This window comes from Streptomyces olivaceus, assembly GCF_000721235.1.
GTDB classification, from domain to species: domain Bacteria; phylum Actinomycetota; class Actinomycetes; order Streptomycetales; family Streptomycetaceae; genus Streptomyces; species Streptomyces olivaceus.
In genome coordinates, this window is the sequence record NZ_JOFH01000015.1 from 1 (window position 1) to 25,774 (window position 25,774).

Below are 25,774 nucleotides of genomic sequence, written 5' to 3' on the forward strand. Positions count from 1 at the left end.
TGGGCCCGGCGATGGCGTACGAGGCGCTGCGCGCCTTCACCGACCGCTCCCTGACCTTCCGGTTCGTCTCCAACGTCGACGGCGCCGACCTGCACGAGGCGGTCCGCGACCTGGACCCCGCCGAGACGCTGTTCATCGTGGCGTCCAAGACCTTCACCACCATCGAGACGATCACCAACGCCACCTCGGCGCGGTCGTGGCTGCTCGACGGGCTCGGCGGCGACGAGAAGGCCGTGGCCAAGCACTTCGTCGCCCTGTCGACGAACGAGGAGAAGGTCGCCGGGTTCGGCATCGACACGGCCAACATGTTCGAGTTCTGGGACTGGGTCGGCGGGCGGTACTCGTACGACTCGGCGATCGGCCTCTCCCTGATGATCGCCATCGGCCCGGACCGCTTCCGCGAGATGCTCGACGGCTTCCGCATCGTCGACGAGCACTTCCAGAGCGCCGAGGCCCCGGCCAACGCCCCGCTGACGCTGGGCCTGCTGGGCGTCTGGTACGGCAACTTCCTCGGCGCGCAGTCCCACGCGGTGCTGCCGTACAGCCACTACCTGTCGAAGTTCACGGCATACCTCCAGCAGCTCGACATGGAGTCCAACGGCAAGTCCGTCGACCGTGAAGGGCGACGCGTGGAGTGGGAGACCGGGCCGGTCGTCTGGGGCACGCCGGGCACCAACGGGCAGCACGCGTACTACCAGTTGATCCACCAGGGCACCAAGCTGATCCCGGCCGACCTGATCGGCTTCGCCCGGCCGGTGGCCGAACTGAGCGACGGGCTCAAGGCCCAGCACGACCTGCTCATGGCCAACCTGTTCGCCCAGGGGCAGGCGCTGGCCTTCGGCAAGAGCGCCGACGAGGTACGGGCCGAGGGGGTGCCCGAGGAGCAGGTGCCGCACCGCACCTTCCCCGGCAACCACCCGACCACGACGATCCTGGCCGGCGAGCTGACCCCGTCCGTGCTCGGCCAGCTGATCGCGCTCTACGAGCACAAGGTGTTCGTCCAGGGCGCGATCTGGAACATCGACTCCTTCGACCAGTGGGGCGTCGAACTCGGCAAGGTGCTGGCCAAGCGTGTCGAACCCGCCCTCACCGAAGGCGCGGATGTGCCCGGCCTCGACCCGTCCACGGCCGCGCTGGTGGCCGCCTACCGCGAACTGAAGGAAGTGCGCTGACATGCAGATCGGTCTTGTTGGTCTCGGCAAGATGGGCGGCAACATGCGCGAGCGCCTGCGCAACGCCGGCCACACCGTCGTCGGATACGACACCAATCCCGAGCGGGCCGACGTCGACAGCCTGGTCGAGCTGGTCGACCGGCTGGACCGGCCGCGCGCCGTCTGGGTGATGGTCCCGGCCGGGGGCGCCACCCAGCACGTCATCGACCAGCTGGCGACGCTGCTCAAGCCCGGTGACACGGTGATCGACGGCGGCAACTCCCGCTGGACGGACGACGAGAAACACGCCGAGGAGCTGGGCAGGCGCGGCATCAACTTCGTCGACGCGGGCGTCTCCGGCGGTGTGTGGGGACTGAAGAACGGCTACGCGCTGATGGTCGGCGGCGAGAAGGAGACCGTCGACGACCTCAAGCCGGTCTTCGACGCGCTCAAGCCGGACGGCCCGTACGGCTACGTCCACGCCGGCAGGGTCGGCGCCGGGCACTTCTCCAAGATGGTCCACAACGGCATCGAGTACGCGATGATGCAGGCCTACGCCGAGGGCTGGGAGCTGCTGGAGAAGGTCGACTCCGTGGACAACGTCCGCGAGGCAGATGAAGATGATCGCCGCGCTGCGCAACCAGTTCGGCGGCCACGCGGTCGAGGCGGCCGGGAAGGCCGAGAAGTAGACGGTGGTGAAAGCACGTTGACGTGATCGGCCGGTTCGGGTCAGAGTCCCTCCCTGATGGAGATCAACGACCTGACACCGGCCGAGACTCGTGTGTGGCACGCCTTCGCCTCGGGCGCGCCCGTGGACTTCCGCGCCACGGAGGACGAGGACCCCGCCGACGGCGCGTCCTGGGGCCCGGAGCGGACCGTGCGCGCGAGCGTGCTGCGCGCCCTGCTCCTGGCCGGCCCCCAGGAGGACGGCCGGGTCGCCGCGCTCAGCCTGGCCGGAGCCCGTGTCACCGAGCGGCTCGACCTGCAGTACGCGACGGTCGACCACCCAGTGCGCCTGCGCCACTGCCACTTCGAGGAGGAGCCGCGGTTCTACGGGGCGCGGCTGCGCGAGCTGAACCTGAGCGAGTCGGTGCTGCCCGGGCTCGTCTCGCACGCGGTGCGGGTGGAGGGCGTACTGCGGCTGACGCGGGCCCGGTTCAGCGGCATGGTGCGGCTCGCGGGCGCGGAGGTCACCGGGAGTCTGTACCTGGAGAGCACCCGGATCGACGCCCCCGACGCCGAGGGCCCGGTGCTCCAGCTGAACCAGGCGGTCCTGGGCGCCGACCTGTGGGCGCCGGGGCTGCGGGCGGGCGGCGAGGTACGGCTCACCGGGGCCCGGGTCGCCGGGACGGTCAACCTGACCGACGCGGTGCTGGGGCGGCCGGGCGGCACCGCCCTGCACGCCGAGACGCTCTCGGCCGAGGCCGACGTGGTGCTGCGGCGCGCGGAGGTCCGGGGCCGGCTTGAGCTGCGCGGCGCGCGGATACCCGGCCGCCTCGACCTCTCCCACGCCCGGCTGGCCAACCCCGGGGGCACCGCGCTGCGCGCCAGCAGTTGCGTGATCGGCGAACTCTGGCTGCGGGAGGGCCCGGTGGTGCAGGGGGCGCTCAATCTGCGCCGTACGCAGGTGGACGTGCTGTTCCTCCAGCCGGAGGTGGTGCCGGCCTGGGTCCAGCTGAACGACCTCACCTACACGTCGCTCGTCCCGCACGAGCCCGCCGAGCGGCGGCTGCCGATGCTGGAGAAGGGTGACAGCTACCTCCCCTTCCTCTACGAGCAGTTGACGGCCGCCTACCGCCGGATCGGCGACGACGACGCGGCCCGCTCGGTGCAGCTCGCCAAGCAGCGGCGGCGCAGACGCACCCTGCCCTGGTACGGCCGCCTGTGGGGCCATCTCCAGGACGTCACGGTGGGATACGGCTTCCGGCCGGTGCGGGCGGGCGGCTGGCTCCTCTCGCTGCTCGCGGCCGGGGCTCTCGTGTACGGGCTGCACCACCCGCCGGCGCTCAAGCCGGACGAGGCCCCCGACTTCAACCCGGTGTTCTACACGCTCGATCTGCTGCTGCCGGTGATCTCCTTCGGCCAGGAGGCCGCCTTCTCGCCCCGGGGCTGGTACCAGACGCTGTCCTACGTCCTCGTCGTCACCGGCTGGATCCTGGCCACGACGGTCATCACGGGCCTGACCCGCACGGTCAGCCGCCAGTGAACCCGCGCGCCGCGTGCTGGGCGGCCAGCCGCACGGGGGCGTTGGCCGCGCCGTAGCCGCGGTGGCCGCCGTCGCGCTGGACGAGTTCGAAGAAGACCCGGCCGACGGTGTGCGTGTAGCAGTGCCGGAACTCGCCCTGCGCGTCCCGGTCGTAGAGGATGCCCAGCTCCCGGTAGGTCTCCAGTTCCCCCTCGGGGAACTCGTAGCGGGCCGCGAGGTCGTCGTAGTAGTTGGCCGGGATCGCCAGCAGGGTGCCGCCGGCGGCGCGGTGGGCGCGCGCGGCGGCGACGACGTCGTCGGTGGCCAGGGCGATGTGCTGGGCGTGCGCGGTGTCGTCGGTGGGTGCGGCGCCGACGGTCAGGACGATCCGGACGGCGCCGTCGTCCGTGGTGACGGCGCGGCTGCGGAGGAGTCCGTAGGGGTCGGCGACGTCCACGCTCTCCTGCGGGCTCAGCCCGAGGACACTGCGGTGAAAGAGCGCGGCCTCGTCGAACTGGTGCCAGGGCTGGGTGAGGGAGAGGTGGTCGATGCGCGGGGCGGCACCGGTCTCGGCCTCCTCTCCGGTGTCCTCGAAGTCGGCCCGCCAGTCGGGGAGTCCCGGGCGTCCGGTGGCGCAGAAGAACACCTCCGTGCCGTCGGGGGCGGCGACCGCCTCCAGCGGGGCGTCGCCGGGCGCGCGGCGGCGCGGCAGCACCGGGGCGAGCAGCGCCTCGGCACGCCGGGCGGCCCCGGCGGGGTCGGGCGACTCCAGGCCCACGGCGGCCAGCCGGGTGCCGTCGCGGCGCTCGGCCGGGCCGGTGTTGACCAAGATGCGGGCGGTGCCGCGCTCCCACAGGTCGACGGGTTTGCCCCGGTGCCGTGCGGTGCGGGCGAAGCCCAGCGCGCCGAGCACCGCCGAGACGGGGGCGGCGTCCGGGGTGAGGAGTTCCGCGAAGGCGATGCCGGTGGGCGGGGCGGGCGCGGGCGGGGCGGGGAGGCCGGCCTCCTCCTGGAGGGTCAGCAGGGAGCGGCGGGCGTCGACGGCGGTGGGACCGGCCTCGGACTGCCGGAAGACGTCGTTGAAGACCTCCAGGGACAGCGGCCCGGTGTATCCGGCGGCCAGCACGCGCCGCAGCAGTCCGGCCACGTCGAAACCGCCCTGGCCGGGGAAGCAGCGGTAGTGGCGGCTCCACTGGAGGACGTCCATCGCGAGCAGCGGGGCGTCGGCAAGCTGGAGGAAGAAGATCTTCTCGCCGGGGATGGCCGAAATCCCTTCGAGGTCCTCGGGCGTGCCGCCGCGCGAGAGGATGTGGAAGCTGTCCAGGCAGACGCCGAGCGCGGGGTGCCCGGCGCTCTCCACGACGCGCCAGGCGTGGTCGTAGGTGCTGATGTGCCGGCCCCAGGCGAGCGCCTCGTAGGCGACGCGGATGCCGTGGCCCCCGGCCAGGTCGGCGAGCCGGCTCAACTGGTCGGCGGCGAGCGCGTCGTCGTCCAGGGCGTGCGGGGAGACGCTGGAGCAGACCAGGACGGTGTCGGCGCCGAGCCTGCCCATCAGCTCGAACTTGTGCCGGGCACGGCGCAGCGCGGGGACGAACTCCGCCTCGGGCAGGGCCTCCACGTCTCGCAGGGGCTGGTAGAGGTAGACGGTGAGGCCGAGGTCGGCGCAGCGGGCCCGGACCTCCTCGGGCGTTAGGGGGCTGGCCAGCAGGTCGTTCTCGAAGATCTCGACGCCGTCGAAGCCGGCCCGGGAGGCGGCCGTGAGCTTCTCCGTGAGGGAGCCGCTGAGGGAGACGGTGGCGATGGACGTGCGCACGTCGGTACCTCTTCCTACTTCTGGGCGCCCACGGCACCGGCGAGTTCGGTGATGTCGGCGAGCATCCGCGCGGTGCCGGGTTCCCGCCCGGTGAACAGCCGGAACGCGTCCGCCGCCTGGAAGACGGCCATACCGCCGCCGTCGAGGGTGGCGCAGCCCAGCGCGCGGGCGGTGCGCAGCAGCTCGGTCTCCAGCGGGCGGTAGACGACCTCGGCGACCCAGAGTCCGGGGTGCAGCAGGTGGGCGGGGAGCGGCAGTCCGGGATGGGCGGCCATGCCGGTGGGGGTGGCGTGCACGAGGCCGTCGGCCCGGGCCAGCAGCGCGGGCAGCCGGTCCGGTCCCGCACCGTCGGCGCGGCCTTCGCCGAAGTGCCGGTTCAGCTGGGCGGCGAGGGCGGCGGCCCGTTCGGGCAGCGCGTCGACGACGGTGATCCGCCCGGCGCCCAGGGTGAGCGCGGCGTGGGCGACGGCGGCGCCCGCTCCGCCGGCCCCGAGCTGCACGATCCGCTCCAGCGGCGCATCGGGCAGCCCCAGGGCGAAGGAGGCGGCGAACCCGGTGACGTCGGTGTTGTGGCCCGTCGCGCGTCCCCTCTCGTCGAGGACGACGGTGTTGACCGCGCCGAGCGCCTCGGCCTGCGGGGTGAGGGCGTCCAAGTGCGCGATGACGAGCTGCTTGCAGGGGTGGGTGATGTTCAGCCCGTCGAAGCCCTGGTCGCGGGCCGCGCGCAGCAGGTCGCCCACCGCCTCGGGCGGGACTGCGAGGGTGTCGATGTCGATCAGCCGGTAGGCGTAGCGCAGCCCCTGCCGGACGGCCTCCCGCTCGTGCAGTGCCGGACTGAGCGACGGGCCGATGCCGGAACCGATCAGTCCGACGAGATAGGAGTCCTTGGCCACCGGGGACGACCTCCTGAGCGGCTCGGCGGGTGCCGAGCGATCAATGTACGAACCAGTACGTTAGTCATAGCAGGTGCTCCGGGCCGGTGGGAAGCGGTGAGAGGCGGCGGGAACGACGCGGCCCCGGCGGGCGCGAGGAGCCTTCTACAATCACCGGCACGCCCCCGACCCGAAGTTCCCGCCTCCAGTCGAAGGAACCCGATGACCAGCGTCGACGAACCGGCACGATCCGGCCCGCGCACCCGCGACGCCGCCCGCACCCGTGCCGAGATCCTCGACGTGGCGACGCGGGAGTTCGCCCGGGCCGGCTACGACGGGGCCCGGGTCGACGAGATCGCCGCCCGCACCCGCACCACGAAGCGCATGATCTACTACTACTTCGGCGGCAAGGAACAGCTGTTCACGGCCGTACTGGAGCGGGCGTACGGCGTGATCCGGGAGGCCGAGCAGCAGCTCGACGTCGACCACCTGGACCCGGTCGCGGCCATCCGGCGCCTGGCCGAGGTGACGTTCGACCACCACGAGCGGCACCCCGACTTCATCCGCCTGGTCAGTATCGAGAACATCCACGACGCCGAGCACATCGCGTCCTCGGAGCTGCTGGGCAGCATCGGTTCCCCGGCGCTGGACGTGATCCGCCGCATCCTGGCCGAGGGGCAGCGCTCGGGCCTGTTCACCGCCGACGTCGATGCCGTCGACCTGCACGCGATGATCAGCTCCTTCTGCTTCTTCCGGGTCGCCAACCGGCATACGTTCGGTGCCCTGTTCGGCCGCGACCTGGTCGCGCCGGACCAGCGCGAGCACTACCGGGCGATGCTCGGCGACATGGTGATCGCCTATCTGACGGCGGAGCGCGCGGCGGACTGAGGCGCGCGGGCCCGGGGCGGCGGCCGGGCCCCCGGCGGGGGCGGGCGGCCCTGCGGCGGCGCGACCCCTTGACAGCGGGGAAACGTGCGCGCAACATCCCTTCCCAACCGCGACTAACTACCCAGTGGGTTAATTAGCCGATCGGCCCCCTCCCCTCCGCTCACTCCGCCCGTGGCTCAGTCCCCCGAAGGAGCACGCCGTGTCCGTCCCCGCCCCCTCCCCCGCCCCTCGGGGCGCCGCCCCGCCCGGCCAGCCCAGGAAGGCGGCGACCGCCGCCTGGATCGGCAGCGCGCTGGAGTACTACGACTTCTTCATCTACGGCAGCGCGGCGGCGCTGATCTTCCCCGACGTCTTCTTCGACGAGTCCGACCCGGCCACCGCCACCCTGCTGTCACTGGCCACCTTCGGCGTCGCCTACGCCGCGCGCCCGGTCGGCGCGTTCTTCCTCGGCCACGTCGGCGACCGCGCGGGCCGCAAGAAGATCATGGTGTTCACGCTGGTCCTGATGGGCGTGTCGACCTTCCTGATCGGCTGTCTGCCCACCCGCGACCAGGTCGGCACCCTCGCCCCGGTCCTGCTGGTGCTGTGCCGGATCCTGCAGGGCATCTCGGCGGCGGGCGAGCAGGCGAGCGCCAACTCCATGACGCTGGAACACGCGCCGCCGCACAAACGGGGCTTCTTCACCAGTTTCACCCTCAGCGGCACCCAGGGCGGCCAGCTGATCGCCACCCTGGTCTTCCTCCCCGTCGCCGCGCTCCCCGAGGACCAACTGCTGGCCTGGGGCTGGCGCCTGCCGTTCTGGCTGAGCGTCGTGGTCGCCGTCGTCGGCTACGTCATCCGCCGCAAACTCGACGAGACCCCGGCGTTCGAGCAGCAGGCCGCCACCGAGGGCGTCGCGAAGATGCCGCTGGCGGTGCTGGCCCGCGACCACTGGGCGGACGTCCTGCGCGTGGTCGCCGGGGCATTGGTCGCCTCGGTCAGCACGATCTTCACGGTGTGGGCGCTGGCGTACGCCACCAGCGACTCGGTCGGCATGTCCCGTACCGCCATGCTGTGGGTGGGCGCCCTCGCCAACGTCGTCGCGCTCGGCGCCATCCCGCTGTGGGCGATGCTGTCCGACCGGATCGGCCGGCGGCCGGTGTACCTGGTCGGCGCGGCCGGCAGCGCGGTGGCGATGTTCCTGTACCTGTGGGCGATCTCGACCGGCTCCTACGCGCTGACGTTCCTGCTGGGCATCGTCGCCTTCGGCGTCGTCTACAGCGCCGCGAACGGCGTGTGGCCCGCGTTCTACGGCGAGATGTTCTCCACCCGGGTGCGGCTGTCGGGCGTGGCGATCGGCACCCAGATCGGTTTCGCGGTGGCCGGGTTCGCGGTCACCTTCGCGGCGCAGATCGCCGGTCCGGACGGCGACGACTGGTTCGCGGTGGCGCTGTTCACGGCCGCGCTGTGCGTCCCGCCGGTGGTCGCGGCGCTCTCGGCCCGGGAGACCCACCGGGTGCCGACCGAGCAGTTGGGCGGCCCGGACGACCGGGAGGCGGCGCGGGCGGAGACGGTCACGGCCTGAGGCCCGGCCAAAGGTCACGGCCTGAGGCCCGGCCGCGCGGCCTCCTCCGGCAGGGCGGGCGGGCCGCGCGGCGGCGGCGTGTCACGACCGGTGCGGGGGAGCGTACCGGCGGATCGGCGGACGGGTGTTCCGGACCGGCGTGTGCGGGGTATGCCGGACGGGTCTCGACGAACGATCAAGGAGCACCATGGCGATGCCACCCCTGCGGCAGGAGGTCGACGCGGACGCGGCCGGGCTGGACCCCGCGGCACTGGACCGACTCGACGGGCATTTCGCCCGGCAGGTCGACGACGGCCGGCTGCCCGGCTTCCTCGTGGCCGTCTCCCGGGGCGGGCGCGTCGCACACCTGACCGTACACGGACGGCGCGACGTCGCCGCCGGACTCCCGGTGCGGGCCGACACACTGTGGCGGATCTACTCCATGACCAAGCCGGTCACGTCCGTGGCCGCGCTGACGCTGGTGGAGGAGGGCCGGCTGTCCCTGGACGATCCCGTGGCCCGCTACCTGCCGGCCTTCGCCGAACCGCGGGTGTACGTCGAAGGCCCCGCGGACGCACCCGTGACCCGGCCGGCCGCCGGTCCGGTGCTCGTCCGGCACCTGATGACCCACACCGCGGGCCTCACCTTCGGCTTCTACCACTCTCACCCCGTCGACGCGCTGTACCGGGCGGCCGGTGTGGAGTCGTCGGTGCTGCCGGGCGCGGACCTGGCCGAGACGGTCGACCTCTACGCGAGCCTGCCGCTGCAGTTCGAGCCGGGCACCGAGTGGAACTACTCGGTGGCCAGCAACGTACTCGGGCGGCTCGTGGAGGTGGTCTCCGGACAGCCACTCGACGTGTTCTGCGCGGAGCGGATCTTCGGGCCCCTCGGCATGGGCGACACCGGCTTCCACGTCACCGACGCGCAGGCGGAGCGGCTGGCCGAGCTGTACGGCGAGACGGAGGACGGCGGCATCGAACCGGTGCCCGGGCTGCCGCTGCGGGGCCGGCCGCGGTTCCTGTCGGGCAGCGGCGGCCTGGTCTCCTCCGCGTACGACGTGCACCGCTTCGCGGAACTGCTGCGCCGCCGCGGCGAACTCGACGGCGTCCGGGTGCTCTCCTCGCACACGGTGGACCTGATGACCCGCAACCACCTGCCGGACGGCGCCGATCTGCGGGCCGTCGGCAGCCGCCCGGCGCACGACGAACCGGGCAACGACGGCGTCGGCTTCGGGCTCGGCGTGTCGGTGGTCGTCGACCCGAGCCGCACCCGGTCGCCCTGCGGGCTCGGTACGTACGGCTGGAGCGGAGTGGCGACGACCACCTTCTGGGTCGACCCGGGCCGTGACCTGACGGTGCAGTTCATGACCCAGGTACGGCCGCGCGCCTCGCACACGGTCTACCCGGACCTGAAGCGGCTCGTGCACGAGGCCGTGCGGGACTGAGTCCCGCCTCCGCGGCCGGCCGCCTCCCGCTGCCGGCCGCCTCCCGCTGCCGGTCGCCTCCGCTGCCGGTCAGGACGAGACGTGGGCCACCGCGTCCAGGTGCGGCAGGTGGTGGTCGAGCCGTTCCCGCTTGGTGCGCAGATAGGTGATGTTGCTCTCGCACGGCGGTATCAGCAGCGGCACCTGCTCGGCCACCTGGATGCCGTGGCGCACCAACGCCTCCCGTTTGCGGGGGTTGTTGGACATCAGGCGCACGGACCGCACCCCGAGGTCGTCCAGGATGCGGGCGGCGACGCCGTAGTCGCGGGCGTCCACCGGCAGGCCGAGGGCGAGGTTCGCCTCGACCGTGTCCAGGCCCTCCGCCTGCAGCGCCATCGCGCGCAGCTTGCCGAGCAGCCCGATGCCGCGCCCTTCGTGGCCGCGCAGGTAGACCACGACGCCGCTGCCCGCGTCGGCCACCTGGCGCAGGGCGGTGGCGAGTTGGGCGCCGCACTCGCAGTGCTCGGAGCCGAACGCGTCCCCGGTCAGGCACTCGGAGTGGAGCCGGGTGAGCACTCCTTCGGCGCCCGGTTCGCCGTGCACGAGGGCCACTTGTTCGTCGCCCCGTTCGTGGTCGAGATAGCCGTACGCCCGGAATTCGCCGTACACGGTGGGAAGCGGCGTGACCACGACGCGTTCCACATCCGTGCGCTGCGACCGCTGCGAAGCCTTCTTGCCGAGTACACCAACTTTTTCTGTCATGATTCTCGCGTTCCTCAACAGACTGCTCAACGGATTGCTCAACGGAAGACTCGATGAAGACGAAAGGCCGTGCGGGAATGGGTGCTTCACTGGTGCCGGCGGACACGAGCGCGGACGTGAGGGAACGAGGTTCCGGTGTTTCCCGTCAGGTGGCGGTACTGCCGGTCGGGAGTTACGAGCAGCACGGCGACCATCTGCCGCTGGCGACCGACACGCTCGTCGCGTGCGCCGTGGCCCGGGAGATCGCGGCCGGGTACCCGGTCCACCTGCTCCCGCCGGTGACGATCGGCTGCTCGCACGAACACGCCGACTGGCCGGGGACGGTGAGCATCTCCGCGGTGACCCTGCACGCGGTGGTGCGGGACATAGCCGAGTCCCTGCGCCGTTCGGGCGTCGGGGCGCTGGTCGTCGTCAACGGGCACGGCGGGAACTACGTACTGGGCAACGTCGTCCAGGAGGCCTCCGCCCGCGGTGAACGGATGGCGCTGTTCCCGGCCGCGGAGGACTGGGAGGCGGCGCGGCAGCGGGCGGGGGTACGCACCTCGCTGCTCACCGACATGCATGCGGGGGAAATCGAGACCTCCATTCTGCTGCACGCGCATCCCGCATCGGTACGGCCCGGTTACGAGACCGCCGATTTCGTCGCGGACGACCGGCGCCATCTGCTCTCCCTCGGTATGTCCGCCTATACCGATTCCGGTGTCATCGGGCGGCCTTCACTGGCATCAGCGGAAAAGGGGAAGGAACTGCTGGCGAGCCTCGCGGATTCCTTCGGGACGTATTTCTCTTTCCTGACGGCGGCGGACGGTGCGGAGGGCACCTCCGCGCAGGGGGCGCTGGGACGGTCGTAGCGGCGGACGACGAGGACGGCGGCGCCGGGCAGGCTCGCCACGAGGCTGAGCACCCCGTACACCACGGCCACGCCGAGCCCGGTGCCCGCCCCCAGCCCGGCCGCGCCGAACGCCCAGGCGGTGACGCCCTCCCGGGGCCCCCAGCCGCCGACGTTCAGCGGCAGTCCCATGGCCAGCAACGCCAGTACGGCCAGCGGTGTCAGCTCGGCGACGGTGGCATCGCTGCCGGCCACCCGGGCGGCGACCACGAACATCGCGAGGTGCCCGGCGAGCACGACGACCGACGACACCGCGACGCCCGGCAGGTTGCGCCGGGACAGCAGCGCCTCGCGCGCCTCGCCGAGCGCCGATCGCAGGGCCTTCCCCCGGCGTACGGGGGTCCTGTTCATGCGCAGGGCGAGGAGGACGGCGAGCGCGCCGAGTGCCGCCAGGGCGGCGGGCGGTGCGATCTGCCGGGCCTCGGCCAGGACCGGGGAGTCCATGGTGAGCAGGACGACGATCCCGACGGCCGCCAGCGCGAGCTGTCCGGCAGCCCGCTCCAGGACGACGGCCCGCACGCCGCGCCCCAGGTCACCGGCGCTCCGCCCGTGCCGTACGGCGCGGTGCACGTCGCCGAGGACGCCGCCGGGGAGGGCGGCGTTGAGGAACAGGGCGCGGTAGTAGTCGGCGACGGCCGCCCCCAACGGCAGCCGGATGCGCAGCCCCCGGGCCACCAGGACCCAGCGCCAGGCGCTGAACACCGTGGTGACCAGCCCGATCCCGAGCCCCGCGAGCAGCGTGGGCCCGTCGATCCGGCGCAGTCCGTCCAGAAAGACGCCGGTGCCCATCCGCCACAGGAGCACACCGAGGATGACGGTGCCGACGAGGGTCCCGAGGTGGGCGCGCAGGGCGCGGCGGACGGGAGGCGCGGGCACAGCGACTGCGCTCGTCCGACTGGGGAGTGCCGGTGGGACTTCCGCCCGTACCGCCGTCGATGCGCTCACGAGGCGCCGCCCGCCGGCCGGCACAGCGCCAGCAGATCGGTGTGGTGGACGACCACGCGCAACTCACCGGCCGCGCAGACCGCGAGGCGCTCGTGCAGGTACCGGTCGGCCCGCTCGCGCAGCTCGGGACGCTGCTCGACGGCGGCGCCGACCCAGCCCCGCAGCCACTGGGCGGTCAGTTCGGCCTCGTCGGGGCCGAGCCGCCAAGGGCTGGGGTGGGCGCGGACGGTGGCGCCGTGCGCGGCGAAGGCGTCCGCGGCCGCGGTGACCGCCTCGGGGCCGAGGAGTCCCTCGCGCCGCTGGTGTGCGTTGAAGGCTTCGGTGATCTCGGCGTCCAAGGGGTGGGCTGGGGTGAGGTCGACGCGCCCGGCGACGGAGAGGGTCAGCAGGGCGGGGCAGCCCGCTCCGGCGCAGGCGGCGGCGAGGGTGCCGACCTCCTCGGTGGTCAGGACGTCGAGCAGGGCGGACGCCGTCACGAGACCCGCGCCGGTCAGCGCGTCCGGGGTGAGGCGGGCGAGGTCCGCGCGCCGTGTCTCGACGGTGACGCGGCTGCCGTCGGCGGCCGAGCGCGGGGCGGCGACGGCGGCGAAGTGCAGGAGGTAGGGGTCGCGGTCGTGCAGGACCCAGTGCTGGGCGCCGTCGAGGAGCGGGGCGAGCCAGCGCCCCATCGAGCCGGTGCCGCAGCCCAGGTCGTGCACGACCAGGCCGCCCGACCGCGTCGGCAGGTTGGCGAGGCGGATCCGGAGCGGATCGAGCAGGTCGTGCGCCCGCGCGGCGGCATCGGCGGGCTCCCGCAGGCGCAGCCACTCGGGGGCGTAGCGCGGGGGGTCGCCGGCGGCGCCTCGGGGGTCGTTGTCCGCGGGCCCGTACTCCGCCTCCGCCGGCGGCGTCTCCCGCAGCCGGAGGGTGGCGCGCTCGGCGACGGGCTGCCCGGCCCGGCCGGTGAGCGGCTCGGCGGTGGGCTGCGCGAGCGGCTCGGCGGCGGGCCGGACAGCCGGGCCGGTGACCGGCCGTCCGGCGGGTCCCGCACCCGGGATCACTCCCCCGGTGGACGCCGGCGCGGGCCCGGGGACGCGCGTGGAGGCGGGCTTCGGAACGGGCTGCGGGCCGGGCCCGGGGACGGGCGTGGAGGCGGGCTGCGGGCCGGGCCCGGCGGCCGTCGTTCCGGTCGGCGCCGTGGACCTGTTCATGCCGCCCTCCAGGGTTCGCTCGGCAGCCGGCGCAGTACGCCGGCCAGGCTCTGGGCCGTGCTCGCCCAGCCGTTCAGGGCGGCGCGGCGGCCGCGGGCGGCGGCCTTGAGCCGGCGTCGTACGTCCGCCTCCCCGAACCAGCCGCGCAACTCGGCCGCCAGCGCGGCGGGGTCCTCCGGCGGAACGAGGATGCCGGGCACCCCGCCGTCGGGCGCGCGTCCGACCGCCTCCGGGAGACCGCCGACGTCCGTGGCCAGCACGGGAACCCCGCGTGCCAGGGCCTCCGTCACCGCCATGCCGTACGTCTCGGCGTACGAGGTGAGGACCATGAGGTCGGCGGTCGCGTAGGTGGCGTCCAGCTCGGCGCCGGACCGGGGTCCCGCGAGCACGAGCCGGTCCTCCAGACCGTGCCGCGCGATCCGCTCCCGCAACCGGTCGACGTACTCCGGTTCCTGGCCGAGACCGCCGACGCACACGCAGCTCCACGGCAGTTCGGACACCGACGCAAGGGCCTCCACCAGCCGGTGCTGGCCCTTGCGCGGCGTGACGGCGGCGACGCACACCAGGCGGGAGACGCCGTCGGTGCCGGGTGCGAGGGGCGCGATGTCGGCGCCGGGGGCGGCGACGTGGACGCGGGCGGGATCCAGGCCGTGGTGGGAGACGAGGCGGCGGACCGCCCAGTCGCTGGTGGCGACGACCGCCGGGACGGCCCGCAGCACGGCGCGTTCGCGGGCGTCGAGTTCGGCGGCGACGGAGGGCTCCAGGCCGGTCTCGTCGCCGAGCGGCAGGTGGACGAGGACGGCCAGGCGCAGCCGTTCCGCCTCCGGCACGACGATCTCGGGCACCCCGCAGGCGACAAGGCCGTCGAGCAGGACCACCGCGCCGTCCGGCAACCGGCGCAGAACGCGGGCGAGTTCGGCGCGGGCGGTGTCGTCCGGCCGGGGCCAGTCGCCGTCGACGGGCAGCCCGCGGACCCGCCAGCCGAAGCCGGGCAGGTCGAGACGGACCCGGCGGTCGTAGGCGTTGCCGCCGCTCGGGGCGGCGAGGTCGTCGATCCCGCCCGGCATGACGAAGTGCACGGAGCGCAGGGACATGGGGATGATCCCGTCGTTCCTCGGGGACGCGGGCCGCGTCGGCCGCGCGGGCTGCCGCCCGGTCAGCTGGGCGGGGACGTAGGCGAGGCGGGTGCGCCCGGCCGTCGGACCGGCGGAGGCGGCGAAGGCGGCGGAGGCGGAGGCGGCGGAGGCGGAGGCGGCGGAGGAGCCGAGAGATGTCTCGGTCACAGCGCACGCTCGTAACTCGCCCAGGCGACGTGCGACTCGTGCAGGGTCACCGTGAGTCCGGCCAGGCCTCTGGCCCCCTCCCCCAGCGCGCCCTTGTGTACGCGTTCGGCGAGCCGGTCGGCGACGACCTTGGCCAGGAACTCCGTCGAGGTGTTGACCCCGGTGAAGTCCGGTTCGTCGTCGAGGTTGCGGTAGTTCAGCTCGCTGACGACGGCGCCCAGTTCCAGGGTGGCCAGTCCGATGTCGACGACGATGTTGTCCTCGTCCAGCTGCTCGCGCCGGAAGGTGGCGTCCACGAGGAACGTCGCTCCGTGCAGGCGCTGCGCCGGCCCGAAGACGTCGCCGCGGAAGCTGTGGGCGATCATGATGTGATCGCGGACGGTGATGCTGAACAACGGACGACCCTCCAGGTGTGGCACGTCTTCTCCCCGCCGATCGCTGCGCGGGGTGCCGTCTATTACGGCTGGGTGCCTTGCCTTGTTCAGTCGGCCGTACGTCTTTCCGCAAGGTCAGGCGCCGGTACCGGTGCCGTCGTCCTCCTCGTCGTACCGGATCCGGTGGCACAGGGCGGGGATCTCGCCCGATGCCAACCGGGGCATCAGCTGCGGCAGTTCGCCGAACGCGGACTCGCCGGTGACGAGCGCGTCGAGGGCCGGGTCGGCGAGCAGGTCGAGGGCGAGGGCGAGCCGGTCGGCGTAGGTGCGGGTGGCGACGCGGGCCGGGGAGACGGTGCCGACCTGGCTGCTGCGCAGGGTCAGGCGCCGGGAGTGGAACGCCTCGCCGAGCGGCAGGGCGACGCGCCGGTCGCCGTACCAGCTCAGTTCGAGGACGGTGCCCTCGGGCCGCAGCAGTTCCAGGGCGCGGGCGAGGCCCTGCTCCGTGGCACTGGCGTGGACGACGAGGTCGCGGTCGCCGTGGGCGTCGCCGGGCAGGGCGAAGTCGACGCCGAGCGCGTCGGCGACCTCTTCCCGCGCCGGGTCGGCATCGATCAACTGGACTCGGACGCCGGGGAATCGGGCCAGGAGGGCGGCCACCGAGCAGCCGACCATGCCGCCGCCGACCACGGCGACGCGGTCGCCGAGCAGGGGCGCGGCGTCCCACAGGGCGTTGACGGCGGTCTCGACGGTGCCGGCCAGCACGGCCCGCCCGGCGGGCACCGCGTCCGGTACGGGGGTGACGGAGGCCGCCGGGACGACGTACCGCGTCTGATGCGGATGGAGACAGAACACGGTTCGTCCGAGGAGACGTTGCGGCCCCTCCTCCACCACGCCGACGCCGAGGTAGCCGTACTTCACCGGCCCCGGGAAGTCGCCCTCCTGGAAGGGCGCGCGCATGGCCGCGTACTGGTTCTCGGGCACCCGGCCGGCGAAGACGAGGGTCTCGGTGCCCCGGCTCACGCCGGTGAAGAGCGCGCGCACGAGCACGTCGTCCGGGCCCGGCACCGGCAGTTCCACCTCCCGGATCGCGCCCTTCCCCGGCGCCTCGACCCAGAACGCACGTGCCCTGCGTGTCATCGAACTCCTCCTGAACGATCGGGAAGCCACCCACGTACCGAGGGATGCACAAGCCGCGCACAAGGTAGCGGCGTTGATCGACTCTGTCACACGGCCGGAGGGTGTATCGGTGGCCCTGAACAACACGTACGACGCGAGGCCTGTCCAGCAGGAGACCGCGGTCGGGGCGGGGGCGCAGATCGTGCTGCTGTCGCTGCTCGGCACGGCGATCGGGATGGGGACGGCCGGCTGGCTGACCGGCCTCGCGTTCGCGTTCGCGAGCTGGGCGGTGCTGTCCCGGGCCCTGCACCGCTCCCGGCTGCCGTCGTTCGGCCCGGCCAACCGCGTCACGCTCGGCCGGGCCACCCTGGTCGGCGGGGTGACGGCCCTGGTCGCGGACTCCTTCCGCAGCGCGCCGCCCGTCTACCTCCTCGTCGGTCTGACGGCGGTGGCTCTGATCCTGGACGGCGTGGACGGCAAGGTCGCCCGCCGCACCGGCACGTCCACCGCGCTGGGCGCCCGCTTCGACATGGAGGTGGACGCGTTCCTCATCCTGGTGCTGAGCGTGTACGTGGCGATGGACCTGGGTCCGTGGGTGCTGCTGATCGGCGGCATGCGGTACGTGTTCGTCGCCGCGGCCCGGGTGTGGCCGTGGCTGACCGCCCCGCTGCCGCCGAGCACGGCCCGCAAGACGGTGGCCGCGCTGCAGGGCGTCCTGCTCCTGCTGGCGGGCGCGCACCTGCTGCCGCGCGCGGCGAACGCGGCCGTGGCGGCGCTGGCCCTCGGCCTCCTGGTGTGGTCGTTCGGCCGGGACGTGCTGTGGCTGTGGCGCAGGCCGCGGAAGACTGCCGCCCCGGCCGGGACGGTGCGGGAGCTGGTGGCTCAGTGAGCCTTCCGCGCCACGGCGGTGAACCTTCCGCGGTGCCGCGCGTCAGCGCCCGCACCGCCGGACGCCTGGTTCAGGCGGTGAGACCGGCGCTGGTCAGCCAGATGTGTTCGCAGGTCGACGATGCCTTCTGCAGCTCCTCGTGCGATTCCTGCGAGGCGTGGTAGAAGGTCCGCTCGATCATCCAGCACAGGGCGCGCGCCATCGCCGGCGCCTGCTCCGGTTCGGGGCCGGCCTGTACGCCGGCGCGTTCCAGGACAGCGGTGATGGCCGTGATGAAAAGGTCAGCCGTGTGGCTCCACAGCTCGCCGATCTCCGGCACGGTCAACGACAGGTCGATCGCCGTGCGCATGACGGGGCCGTGCTCGTCCCACAGCTCGACCGTGCGCCGCATCGCCGCCGTGACGGCCCGGCGCGGCTCGTCGGCCTCCGCGGTGGCCCGGGACCGCTCCCACAGGTGCTCGACGGTCCGGGCCACGAGTGCGGTGACCACTTCCTGTTTGGAGCCGAAGTAGAAGTACAGGGCGCCGCGTGTGATGCCGGCGCCCTGAGCCAGGTCGCCGACGGTCATGGCGTCGTAGCCCTTCTGCACCAGCAAGGTTTCGCAGGTGTCCAGAATGGCCCGCTCCCGGAGATCGCCCTTGCGTTCGGTGGCACGCCGGCTCCGCGCGGAGTGGTGAGCGGGCATCAGAGCTGAGCGCCCTCGGCGAAGTCGGTCGTGCGGGAGAGGGACTCCCAGGCACGGATGTCCTCATCCACAGCCGTGCGCGCGGCGGTGACCAGTCGCAGCGCGTCCGAGCCGAGGACGAGGTGGGCCGGCGGCTGGTCGACCGACGTGATGTGCACGACGGCGTTCCCGGCCTTGGCCGGATTGCCCAACTGGTTCCCGCTGGCCTTCTGCCGCGCTTCCCTGATGGGGGTGAACAGCTCGTCGTAGTCGTCGATGGACTGCGCGGCGCGTGTCATGGACCGTCCGGCCCAGTCGGTGCGGAAGGAGCCGGGCTCGATCGCCGTCACGTGGATGCCGAACTGTGCGACCTCCTTGCCCAGTGCTTCCAGGATGCCTTCCAGGGCGAACTTGCTGCCGCAGTAGGCGGACATGCCGGGTACGGCCATGAGCCCGCCCATGGAGGTGACGGCCATCAGGTGTCCGCGGCGGCGCCGGCGCATGTGCGGCAGGGCCGCCTGCAGCGTGGCCACCGCCCCGAACACGTTGACCTCGAACTGCCGCCGCACCTCGGCCAGCGGGGTTTCCTCGAAGGTGCCCTCCAGCCCGTAGCCGGCGTTGGCGACGACGACGTCCAACGGACCGACGTTCCGCTCCACCTCCGTGAGCGCACTCGAGACCGCGTCGCCGTCGGTCACGTCCAGGATGCGGCCGTGAGCGCGCCCGGGCTCCAGTGCTTCGAAGACCCGCAGGTCCTCCTCGGATCGGACCGTCCCGACGACGGTGTGCCCGGCGGCCAGGGCGGACTGGGCGAAGGCACGGCCGAGGCCCGTGCTGACGCCGGTGATGAGCCACTTCTGCTGTTGCACCGTTCCTCCGGGAGAGGTCGTCGGGGAGCCGGACTGCTCCCCCTTTCCCTCCAACTCTACACAACGTCGATTTTTTTCATCGTCACGTCGATTCGGGCGCCGCCCACGGCTCCGTGGGCGGCCCCCATGGCTCGGCCGTCCACTGGACACACCCGCCGCGCGCACGGAGGGGGGTCGCCGCCGACTGGTGCTACGAAGCCGCCGCGCCGGCCTGCTTCGGCGCGGCGGTCGACGCGTGGTTGCGCTCCGGCGGCGCCGACGACCCCGTACGCCTCTTCGACGAGGCGGTCGCGACACTGCGGAGTCAGGACTGAGTCAGGACCGCTGCGACCAGGGCTCAGGACTGGGGCCGAGCGGACAGGTCACCCGTCCGCCCCCGCGGCAGCACCGCCGCCGCCACCACCGGTACGGCGGCCAGTGCCAGCCACGGCACGGCGCCCGGCAGTCCCGCGTCCAGCAGCAGACCGGTGACGGAGCTGCCGGCGAGCACGATCAGCCCGGACACGGAGGACAGCGCGCCCGTGTACAGCCCGAGCCGCCCCTCCTCGGCGAGGTCGGGCACCCAGGCGCGGGCGACGGGCGCCACGAGCATCTGTCCGAGGGTGAGCAGGACGACGAACCCGGCGGCCGGTGCCAGCCCACCCGCCCCCGTCCACCCGGCGGGCCGCGCCACCGCGACGACGGCGAACCCGACAGCGATCAGCACCAGCCCCGCCGCCATCGACCGCCGCGGCGCCAGCCGCTCCCCCGCCCACCGGGTCACCGGCAGCTGCGCGCTCACCACGAGCACCGAGGACAGCGCGAAGAGCCAGGCCAGCGGCGCCTGCGAGCCGGCGGCCCGCTCGACCTCGGCGGGCAGGGCGAGGTAGAGCTGGTTGTAGGCGAGCAGATAGGCACCGTACGCGCAACACAGCGCCAGGAAGCGCCGGTTGCGCAGCAGCAGCCGCGCACCGCCCGCCACCCGGACCTGGACCCGCCCGGGGATGCGCTGCGGCAGCAGCCACGCGTGCCCGGCGAGGACGAGCACGAACACCCCGGCTCCCGCGAGGCACGCGGTACGGAAGTCGACGGCCAGCAGCAGCGCCCCGAGGAGCGGCCCGACGAAGGCGCCGGCCTGCCCGGCGACGGTGAACAGCGCGAGTACCCGCGTCCGGTCCCCGCCCCCTTCCGCCTCCCACACGACGGCCTGCCGGGCGACCTCCGACTCGACGGCGGGCGAGAACAGGGCGGCGGCGAACCCGATCAGCAGCACGGCGCCGACGACGGCCCAGGTCCGCTCGGCGAACCCCACCCACCCGAACCCGGCGATCCGCAGCACGCACCCGGCGAGCACGACGGGCCGGATGCCGTACCGGTCGGCCAGCGCCCCGCCGACCACGAACAGCCCCTGCTGGCTGAAGGTACGCAGCCCGAGCACGAACCCGACCAGCCACCCGGCCATGCCGACGGACTGCCCCAGATGCTCGGAGAGGAAGGGCAGCACGGCGAAGAAGCCGATGTTGAAGGCGAGTTGGGTGAGTACGAGCAGCCGGAGCAGCGGAGAGAGCGGAACACGCCGCGCCGCCTTCGCACTCCGGCCCACGGAAGACATGGCACTCATCGAACGACGACGGCTTCCTTCTCCACGACCCCCACGACCCCCACGACGCCCCGCGCACCGCCCGCTCCGCCGTCACCGCCCGCTCCGCCGTCATCGCCCGCTCCGCCGTCACCGGCCGAGGAATCCGGCCGAGCCGGCCGTCGGCCCCCGCGCGGCCCGCGACGCAGTGCACCGGCCGCGGTGACGGCGAGCGCGCCGAGGAGGGCCAGTACGGCCGCGGGAGCCAGTACGGCCCAGGGGGCGCGCTCGGCGTAGGGCTGGTTCTCGGCGAGGAGCAGCCCCCACTCGGGCGACGGCGGCTGGGCGCCGAGGCCCAGGAAGCCGAGGGAGGCGAGCGCGAGGGCGACGCCGGGCAGCCGCAGCAGCGCGTGCCGGAGCACGGGGGGCAGCACGGCGGGCAGCAGCTCGTGCCGCAGCAGATACGCCCGCCCGGCTCCCAGCCCCTTGGTGGCGGTGATGTGCAGGGTGGCGCGTTCCTGGCGGAGCAGTGCGGCGGTGTGCGTGGCGAGTGGCGCCCAGGCGACGGCGCCCACGGCGAACGCGGGTGTCGCCGCCCCGCTCCCGACGACGGCGGTGACGAGGAGGGCCAGGAGCACGGGCGGCACGGCGTTGACCGTGTCGACGAGCGGCGCGGCCACCCGCGGCACGAGCCCGAGCAGCACGCCCAGGAGCAGCGCGGCGGCGCTGATGGCGGAGGCCAGGAGCAGCGTGTCCAGCGCCCCGTGCCCGACGCGGGCGAGCAGGTCGCGCCCGAGGGCGTCGGTGCCGAAGGGGTGCGCGGGGGAGGGCGCCCGCAGCCGCTGCCCGGTGTCGAGGGCGAGCGGGTCGCGGCCGAGCCCGACCCCGGCGACGACGATCAGGACGGCGCCGTAGAGGACCGGCGGGAGCAGGCGCCCGGGCGGGGCGGGCCGGTGCAGTGAGGAGAGCGCACCGTCCCGCACCGCGGGCCCGGTCAGCAGGCGGGCGGCGAGCCGGGCGCCTCCGGTGGCGAGCGCGGCGAGGAGGACGAGGGCGAGGGTCCCGGCCTGGAGCACGGGAAGATCCTGGGCGAGGGCGGCCTGGAGGGTGGTCCGACCGAGCCCGGGTATGTCGAAGACCTGCTCGACGGCGACCGCCCCACCCGTCAGACCGACGACGAACAGTCCGAGGTTGGGCAGCAGCGCGGGCACGCACCGCCGCACGGCCTGCCGGGCGACGGACCGCCCGGTCAGCCCGCGCGCCGCGGCGGCCAGCGCCCAGGGCTCGGCGAACGCGCCGGGCAGCAGGTCGTCGAGCAGCCGCCCGAGTACGGCACCGGCAGGCAACCCGAGGGCGAGCGCGGGCAGCACGGTCCACTGGGGCCCGTACCACCCGAGCGCGGGCAGCCACCCGAGCTGCACTCCGACGAGGGTGGCGAGCACGGAGGCGACGAGGAACTCGGGCAGCGAGGCCAGCACCGCGGACCCCGTCCCCCCGCGCCTCCTCCCCCCGAGCCGCCGCTGTCCCCCGAGCCGGAGCGTGCGGGCGCAGACGGCCCCGGCGGTGACGACGGCGACGAGCAGCGCGACCCCCATGAGCAGCAGCGAGGCCCCAAGCGCCGTCGCCACACCGGGCAGCACGTCGCTCCCGGAGAGCCACGACTGCCCCAGATCCCCGCGCCCCACCCCGCCCAGCCAGTTCCCGAGGACCTGCACCGGCCCGCCCTCGATCCCGAGCTGCCGGCGAATGTCGTCCAGCACCTCGGGGGTGGGCTCGCGCTCGGCGGACCGCGCCTTGAGGACGGTGTACGCCGGATCGGTGCGGGTCAGCCACGGCAGCAGCCCGACCCCGCACACCAGCCCGCCCGCGAGCAGGACCCTCCACACCGCGGTGGCCACCCGCTGCCGCACGGCTCAGCGCCGGGTGCCGGTGCCGACGAGGGTGCGCTCGTACGGGTCGAGGATCACGCCCTGCACGGAGTCGGCGACGCCGGTGATGATGCGCTGGTGCACGAGCGGCACGACGGCGTCGCTGCCGAGGATGCGCGCCTCGGCGGCCATGGCGGCGTCCTGCCGCTTCGCGGTGTCGGCGATCTTCTCGGCGTCGGCGACGGCGCGGTCGACGTCCTTGTCGCACAGCTGGGCGATGTTGAAACCGCCGTCGCAGGTGTAGTCGCTGGCGAGCACGGCGACGGGGTCCCCGGTGTCGAGGAGCGTGTTCCGCGCCAGCACGAACGCGTCGAACTTCCCGTCCAGCGCGTCCGCCTCCAGCCGCGAGTACTCCCGCACGGTGAGCTTGACGGTGAACCCGGCCTTCTCCAACTGCTGCTTGACGACCTGGGCGGCCTCGGGCAGCTCGGGCCGGTTGTCGTAGGTGGCGAGGTCGATGACGTCGTCACCGCCGGGCTTACCGGCCCCGGCCCGCCCGACGGGCGCACTCCGCTTCCCCTCGGCCCAGGTCACGGCGGGCCCGTAGATTCCGGCACCCGGATCGCCGTACCCCTCGTACACGTCCTTGGCGAACACGGAGGTGTCGACGGCGCCCCGGGCAGCGGCCCGCAGCCCGGCATCCTTGAAGGTCCCGGAGGAGGCGTTGAACAGCAGGCTGGTGGTACGGGTGGTGGCGGTGTCGCGCCGCGTCCCCTCGTCGAGCGAGGCGGCCTGCGCGACGGGCACGGCCTCGGCGATGTCCAGCTCGCCGGTCCGCAGGGCGTTGGCGCGCGCGGTGCCGTCGGCGACGAAGCGGGCGTCGATGCCGGAGGCCTGGGCGCGGCCGCCCCAGTAATCGTCGAACCGGTCGAGGGAGGCGGAAGTGGCGCCGTTGACCTTGGTCAGCTGGAAGGGCCCGGTGGCGGTACCGACGGCGTCTGCCTTGCCGCCCTTCTCCTCGTACGCCTTGGCGGAGAGGATGGCGAGGCTGGGGCTGGAGAGCCGCAACGGCAGTACGGGGTCGGGCTCGGCGGTGGTGACCCGGACGACCCGCTCGCCGCCCGCCTCGGCGGTCAGGCCGACACCGGCGAGGGCGGCGGGTGCGGGCTTGGCGCGAACGGCCTGTCCGAGGGAGTCGGCGACGGCGTCGGGGGTCACGTCGCTGCCGTCCTGGAAGATGGCGTCCCGAAGCGTGAACTCCCAGGTCTTCTCCCCGTCCCTGCGCCACGACTCGGCGAGCGCGGGGGCGGCGGAGCCGTTGGCGTCGAGGGCGGTGAGGCCCTCGGTGACCCCGAGCCGGCTGAGCAGGGTGGCGTCGGCGCCGTACGGGGAGAGGTTCTCGGCGGGCGGGAAGGCGAGGGCGACCCGCAGCCGGTCCCCGTCCCCGCCCTTGCCACCGCCATCGCCGGAGTCCCCGCCTCCGGAGGCGAAGCAGCCGGCTATCAGCGGGGTGAGCAGGAAGGGGGCGAGCAGCCGGGGGCGGCGGAGGGAGCGCATGGTCCTCGGATCGATCGGTGAGCGGACGGACGAGGGAACGGACAACGACTGACCCGGCCCCTACATGGAAACGATTATCACCCGAACGTCACCCCATCGGAACATCAAAGTGCACGATCCCCTGCCCCCCACCAGCATCTTCCCGCTCATCGTGCACCACCTTGGCGAGCGACCGCCAGAACGGCTCGGCCCCGGTCACGGCGGGGTCGGTGTGCAGATAGACGGCCCGGTACCCCCCGTCGGCGGCGGCGAACGCCATCAGCTCGTCGACGAGCCTCCCCGCCAGCCCCCGCCGCCGGTGCTCGGGCCGCACGTACACGCGCCGCAGCTGCGCGGTCACGCCGGAGGGATAGCGCTCGGCGAGGTGGAGCGGGTTCGGCGGATGCGCGGGCCCACGCGAGTCCAGCGCCCCGGTGGCCACGACTCCCCCGTCCCCCTCGTCCACGGCAACGAGCAGGGTATGCCGGGCAGGCTCCAGATACGCCCCGGCCAGATCGATGACGTCCCCGTGCCAACGCGGCACGTACCCGGTACCGAAGTCCCGGTAGACGGTGTCGAGCATGACGGCTCGGGCGGCGGGCAGGTCGGCGGCCGTCGCGGTCCTGATGCTGTAGTCACTGTGGCGCACTTGCACATCGTACGCATTAACCGAAAAGCGTCATCCAGGGCCTCCTGGAGAAGCGGCTGGGCGAATCCGAGACGCACAGCAAAGGGAGGGGGCCGGCGTACACGCGGCCCCCTCCCTTCCTTTGGATCAGCGCTCAGCGGCCATACGTACGAAGCCACCCCAGGCGTCGGCACCAATCGCGAGGCGAGCCGCAGCAGGCTGCTTCGAGTCCCGGACGAGGACGGCCTCAGCGGTCGCGGCGACCTCGACGCATTCACCACCGTTGCCTGTGCTGTGGCTGCTCTTGTACCACGCGGCCTCGGGCACAGCCGTCTTGCTGTGCTGCACGCTCATGTGTCTCCCATCAGTTGCTCGATGAACGCGACTGACTCGCTCGGTGTCAGCGCCTGTGACCGGAGGATGCCATAACGCGCTTCGAGCGTACGCACGTAGGTGGTGTCGGTGTAGAGGCGACTCAGATCCTGCACTTCGGCGTAGGCGAGACGTTGCCCTCCGTCGACGTCGATCAACGAGAACGGTCCGCTCAAGGCAGCGTTGTCCTCTCGATCGATCGGCATGACCTGCACCTCAACGTTCCTGGACCGACTGGTGACAAGGATCTGTCCCAGCGTCTCGCGCATGACACTCGGGCCGCCGATCGGCCTGCGCAGTACCGCTTCCTCGATCACGAAGCTCATCAAGGGAGCAGGACGTCGGCGAAGAACCTCCTGACGCACCATGCGTGCCTCGAAACGCTGCTCGATCATCTCGTCGTCGAGCAGTGGCCGCTGCATATGGAAGACGGCTCGCGCGTAGTCCTCTGTCTGCAACAGTCCCGGCACGGCGTACACCGCGTACACGGACAGCGCCGTGGCTTTGGCTTCGAGGCGTGCCATGTCCCGGAAGAACGCCGGATACTGGGCCCGCCCCACCTCCTCCTTGAGGGCATTGAGCACCCCACCGGCCCCCAGCACCTCATCCGCCTTCTCGATGAACTGAGCCTGCGGAATCCGCCTCCCCTGCTCGATGGAAGCCACCGTGTCCGCCGAGTAGCCCATCCGCTTGCCGAACTCGGTCCGCTCCAGCCCCGCCCGAATCCGCAGCAGCTTCAACTGCCGTCCGAACGCGGTCACTACGCCCGACCCCGGCTCGTCCCCCGCCCTCCGCCCGCCCTGCACCGGTACCGCCGCCTGCCCCCGACCAGCCTCTTCGTCCCGAACGCTCGTCATGACCCGCACCTTTCCCGTACCGCCCCGTACACCGTCGGATGCCGCCGCGTACGAAGGGGTCGCGTCGGCGCGTCACCACTGGTCACGCTAGGCCAC

The 25,774-nt window shown here is 73.3% G+C and carries 23 protein-coding genes and 2 pseudogenes; 9 read left to right on the forward strand and 16 right to left on the reverse strand.

Annotation, left to right across the window (positions count from 1 at the left end; all coding sequences use genetic code 11):
• The 3 genes and pseudogenes from pgi to IG94_RS0117740 all read left to right on the forward strand — a co-directional run.
• A partial coding sequence (pgi, locus tag IG94_RS0117730) for a glucose-6-phosphate isomerase (protein ID WP_031037215.1) occupies positions 1–1,172 on the forward strand: 1,172 nt, incomplete at its 5' end.
• Position 1,173: 1 nt separating this feature from the next.
• Positions 1,174–1,761, forward strand: a pseudogene (locus IG94_RS38685) (NADP-dependent phosphogluconate dehydrogenase); the annotation flags it as partial.
• Positions 1,762–1,896: 135 nt separating this feature from the next.
• The gene (locus tag IG94_RS0117740) at positions 1,897–3,357 is read left to right on the forward strand and encodes a hypothetical protein (RefSeq protein WP_031037218.1); all 1,461 of its coding nucleotides are present in this window, start codon (positions 1,897–1,899) and stop codon (positions 3,355–3,357) included.
• Here IG94_RS0117740 and IG94_RS0117745 read toward each other — a convergent pair.
• Together IG94_RS0117745 and IG94_RS0117750 are read right to left on the reverse strand one after the other, a co-directional pair.
• Positions 3,344–5,149, reverse strand: coding sequence for a sugar phosphate isomerase/epimerase and 4-hydroxyphenylpyruvate domain-containing protein (locus IG94_RS0117745; protein ID WP_031037220.1), 1,806 nt, complete (start codon positions 5,147–5,149; stop codon positions 3,344–3,346). The genes IG94_RS0117740 and IG94_RS0117745 overlap by 14 nt on opposite strands.
• A gap of 14 nt (positions 5,150–5,163) precedes the next feature.
• Positions 5,164–6,042 (reverse strand): shikimate dehydrogenase, encoded by an 879-nt coding sequence (locus IG94_RS0117750; RefSeq protein WP_031037224.1) that lies wholly within the window; start codon positions 6,040–6,042, stop codon positions 5,164–5,166.
• A 201-nt stretch (positions 6,043–6,243) separates the two neighbouring features.
• Between IG94_RS0117750 and IG94_RS0117755 the strand changes: the two genes are divergently transcribed.
• The 3 genes from IG94_RS0117755 to IG94_RS0117765 all read left to right on the forward strand — a co-directional run bounded on the left by IG94_RS0117755 (position 6,244) and on the right by IG94_RS0117765 (position 9,896).
• Positions 6,244–6,909: a TetR/AcrR family transcriptional regulator gene (locus IG94_RS0117755; protein WP_031037227.1), complete on the forward strand. Its 666-nt coding sequence runs from the start codon at positions 6,244–6,246 to the stop codon at positions 6,907–6,909.
• Positions 6,910–7,108: 199 nt separating this feature from the next.
• Entirely contained in the window at positions 7,109–8,473 is a 1,365-nt protein-coding gene (locus IG94_RS0117760; protein WP_031037232.1) for an MFS transporter, read from the forward strand.
• A 193-nt stretch (positions 8,474–8,666) separates the two neighbouring features.
• Positions 8,667–9,896, forward strand: a complete 1,230-nt coding sequence (locus IG94_RS0117765; RefSeq protein ID WP_031037235.1) for a serine hydrolase domain-containing protein — start codon at positions 8,667–8,669, stop codon at positions 9,894–9,896.
• Between the two features lie 69 nt (positions 9,897–9,965).
• On the opposite strand, the gene ribA is transcribed toward IG94_RS0117765, so the two are convergent.
• Complete coding sequence (gene ribA, locus IG94_RS0117770) at positions 9,966–10,637, reverse strand: GTP cyclohydrolase II (protein ID WP_031037237.1); 672 nt, start codon at positions 10,635–10,637, stop codon at positions 9,966–9,968.
• A 77-nt stretch (positions 10,638–10,714) separates the two neighbouring features.
• Here ribA and IG94_RS40515 point away from each other — a divergent pair, with 77 nt between their 5' ends.
• Positions 10,715–11,488: a creatininase family protein gene (locus IG94_RS40515; protein ID WP_078892332.1), complete on the forward strand. Its 774-nt coding sequence runs from the start codon at positions 10,715–10,717 to the stop codon at positions 11,486–11,488.
• An 86-nt stretch (positions 11,489–11,574) separates the two neighbouring features.
• Here the strand turns inward: IG94_RS40515 and IG94_RS43535 are convergent.
• From IG94_RS43535 to IG94_RS0117800, 5 genes and pseudogenes are all read right to left on the reverse strand, one after another.
• Positions 11,575–12,315: pseudogene (locus IG94_RS43535) on the reverse strand (lysylphosphatidylglycerol synthase transmembrane domain-containing protein); the annotation flags it as partial.
• Positions 12,316–12,467: 152 nt separating this feature from the next.
• On the reverse strand, positions 12,468–13,661 hold the full coding sequence (locus IG94_RS38690; RefSeq protein ID WP_107060598.1) for a hypothetical protein: 1,194 nt from the start codon (positions 13,659–13,661) through the stop codon (positions 12,468–12,470).
• Positions 13,658–14,821: a glycosyltransferase family 4 protein gene (locus tag IG94_RS0117790; RefSeq protein ID WP_052410751.1), complete on the reverse strand. Its 1,164-nt coding sequence runs from the start codon at positions 14,819–14,821 to the stop codon at positions 13,658–13,660. The genes IG94_RS38690 and IG94_RS0117790 overlap by 4 nt, the downstream gene beginning before the upstream one ends.
• Before the next feature lie 119 nt (positions 14,822–14,940).
• Complete coding sequence (locus tag IG94_RS0117795) at positions 14,941–15,339, reverse strand: 6-pyruvoyl trahydropterin synthase family protein (protein WP_031037248.1); 399 nt, start codon at positions 15,337–15,339, stop codon at positions 14,941–14,943.
• Between the two features lie 114 nt (positions 15,340–15,453).
• Positions 15,454–16,458, reverse strand: coding sequence for a zinc-dependent alcohol dehydrogenase (locus IG94_RS0117800; RefSeq protein WP_031037250.1), 1,005 nt, complete (start codon positions 16,456–16,458; stop codon positions 15,454–15,456).
• Positions 16,459–16,567: 109 nt separating this feature from the next.
• Between IG94_RS0117800 and IG94_RS0117805 the strand changes: the two genes are divergently transcribed.
• A complete protein-coding gene (locus IG94_RS0117805) occupies positions 16,568–17,326 on the forward strand; it encodes a CDP-alcohol phosphatidyltransferase family protein (RefSeq protein ID WP_031037254.1) in 759 nt (252 codons plus the stop codon).
• Positions 17,327–17,396: 70 nt separating this feature from the next.
• Here IG94_RS0117805 and IG94_RS0117810 read toward each other — a convergent pair whose 3' ends face one another.
• Together IG94_RS0117810 and IG94_RS0117815 are read right to left on the reverse strand one after the other, a co-directional pair.
• The gene (locus tag IG94_RS0117810) at positions 17,397–18,011 is read right to left on the reverse strand and encodes a TetR/AcrR family transcriptional regulator (protein ID WP_031037258.1); all 615 of its coding nucleotides are present in this window, start codon (positions 18,009–18,011) and stop codon (positions 17,397–17,399) included.
• Positions 18,011–18,859 (reverse strand): oxidoreductase, encoded by an 849-nt coding sequence (locus IG94_RS0117815; RefSeq protein ID WP_031037261.1) that lies wholly within the window; start codon positions 18,857–18,859, stop codon positions 18,011–18,013. Before IG94_RS0117815 ends, IG94_RS0117810 begins: the two co-directional genes overlap by 1 nt.
• A 113-nt stretch (positions 18,860–18,972) precedes the next feature.
• Between IG94_RS0117815 and IG94_RS43155 the strand changes: the two genes are divergently transcribed.
• A complete protein-coding gene (locus IG94_RS43155; RefSeq protein ID WP_043483924.1) occupies positions 18,973–19,173 on the forward strand; it encodes a hypothetical protein in 201 nt (66 codons plus the stop codon).
• Positions 19,174–19,196: 23 nt separating this feature from the next.
• Here IG94_RS43155 and IG94_RS0117825 read toward each other — a convergent pair whose 3' ends face one another.
• The 6 genes from IG94_RS0117825 to IG94_RS0117850 all read right to left on the reverse strand — a co-directional run bounded on the left by IG94_RS0117825 (position 19,197) and on the right by IG94_RS0117850 (position 25,678).
• A complete protein-coding gene (locus tag IG94_RS0117825) occupies positions 19,197–20,459 on the reverse strand; it encodes an MFS transporter (protein WP_031037263.1) in 1,263 nt (420 codons plus the stop codon).
• On the reverse strand, positions 20,456–22,327 hold the full coding sequence (locus tag IG94_RS0117830) for an ABC transporter permease subunit (RefSeq protein WP_078892333.1): 1,872 nt from the start codon (positions 22,325–22,327) through the stop codon (positions 20,456–20,458). Before IG94_RS0117830 ends, IG94_RS0117825 begins: the two co-directional genes overlap by 4 nt.
• A gap of 3 nt (positions 22,328–22,330) precedes the next feature.
• Positions 22,331–23,842, reverse strand: coding sequence for an ABC transporter substrate-binding protein (locus tag IG94_RS0117835; RefSeq protein ID WP_031037267.1), 1,512 nt, complete (start codon positions 23,840–23,842; stop codon positions 22,331–22,333).
• A gap of 88 nt (positions 23,843–23,930) precedes the next feature.
• Positions 23,931–24,470, reverse strand: a complete 540-nt coding sequence (locus IG94_RS0117840; protein ID WP_031037270.1) for a GNAT family N-acetyltransferase — start codon at positions 24,468–24,470, stop codon at positions 23,931–23,933.
• Positions 24,471–24,596: 126 nt separating this feature from the next.
• Positions 24,597–24,803, reverse strand: a complete 207-nt coding sequence (locus IG94_RS0117845; RefSeq protein WP_031037273.1) for a DUF397 domain-containing protein — start codon at positions 24,801–24,803, stop codon at positions 24,597–24,599.
• Positions 24,800–25,678: a helix-turn-helix domain-containing protein gene (locus IG94_RS0117850; RefSeq protein ID WP_031037276.1), complete on the reverse strand. Its 879-nt coding sequence runs from the start codon at positions 25,676–25,678 to the stop codon at positions 24,800–24,802. The genes IG94_RS0117845 and IG94_RS0117850 overlap by 4 nt, the downstream gene beginning before the upstream one ends.
• Positions 25,679–25,774: the final 96 nt, after the last annotated feature.